This is a genomic window from Corallococcus llansteffanensis (genome assembly GCF_003612055.1).
GTDB lineage: Bacteria > Myxococcota > Myxococcia > Myxococcales > Myxococcaceae > Corallococcus > Corallococcus llansteffanensis.
Window position 1 is genome coordinate 1 of the sequence record NZ_RAWB01001028.1, and the last position, 1,333, is coordinate 1,333.

Annotated in this window: 1 pseudogene; it reads right to left on the reverse strand. The window is 68.4% G+C overall.

From position 1 onward, the window contains the following. Positions 1 to 40: 40 nt before the first annotated feature. Positions 41 to 1,275 (reverse strand): annotated as a pseudogene (locus tag D7V93_RS43065) (IS3 family transposase). Between the last annotated feature and the right edge of the window lie 58 nt (positions 1,276 to 1,333).

Consider the following 1,333-nt stretch of genomic DNA (forward strand, 5'->3'; position numbering starts at 1 on the left):
TGTACCGCACCGGATTGTTGAGACACTAGATTGGTTGTAATCAGGCCGCTTGCTTCTGCATCAGCTCTCGCCGGGCCTGACTCGGCGAGAGGAAATGGTGGCGCTCCAACAGCCAGTGCTCGTTGTACCGGTGGGCCCACTCCAGCAGGGCCAGCCGGAGTTCCTCCACGGTGGCGAAGGTGCGCACCCAGAGGAGTTGCTCCTTGAGGGTGCGGATGAAGCGCTCGGCGCAGCCGTTGCCCTCGGGACTGCGGACGAAGGACGGGCTGGACTCGACGCCCAGGAAGCGCAGCTCTTCCTGGAAGGCGTCGGAGGTGTACTGGCTGCCGTTGTCGTGGCGGATGGACAGCCCCGCCGCCACGCCCCGGCCGTACGCACCGAAGCGGGCTTTGACGCCCTGGCGAATGGGCTCGAGGGCTTCGAAGCGGGTGCCCACCTTGGCGGCGTGGACGCCGACGCACTCGGAGGTGCCGTGGTCGACGGCGATGAAGACGGTGGCCTGGCCCTCCTGTGTGGTTACTGTGCACGTGGCATCGGTGCCCCACATGACGTCGGGCTTGTCAGTGGTAATCGTGCCGTCATGGTTGCGCGGTCCCAGCACCCGGCGGGCCCTGCCCGGTGCCAGCAGCCCTGCCTCGCGCATCCGCCGCAGGCAGCGGGCCTTCGACGTGCGCACGCCCTGAGCGCGAAGCCGGGCCCATACCTTGCGGTGCCCCTCGCCCAGAAACGGCGAGGCGGCCAGCACGCCGCGGATGGCCTCCAGCAACGCCTCGTCCGTCAGCGCCGTCTTCGGTCCTCGCCGGGCTGTCGGAGGGAGCGCTGCCTGCCGGCGGGCGCGGTGCCGGTACACCGTGGCACGAGGCACGCGCCAGGTGGCCGTCACGAGCGCCAGTCCGTACGGCTTGCCGCTGGAAGGCGAGAGACTGGCGCTCATCCTCTCGACTTCCTCCAGGGAAAACCCGGGGCGTTGCCCTCCAGCAGCCGGGCCTTCTCCGCCAGCAACTCGTTCTTCATCATCAGCTCGCCCACCATGGCCTTGAGTCGCAGCACCTCGTCGTCCGCGGGCTCGGGCTCGCGGCTCTTGAGGTTCGCCTCGGCCCCCGCCAGGAACTTCTCCCGCCACTCGCTCAGCGCTGCTGCCGTGACGCCCAGCTCCCGGGAGAGTGCGTCGAGCTCCTCGCCCTTGAGTAGCCGGAGAACGGCCTCCTTCTTCCGCTTCGCCGAGAACCGACCGCGCTCCGCCGTCCTGTCCTGCTTCTGCTTCTTCACATCCACCTCACGAGGGGGAGGCTATCCCCCAGAAAGGTGTCTCAGGAAATACTGGGGCGGAGGA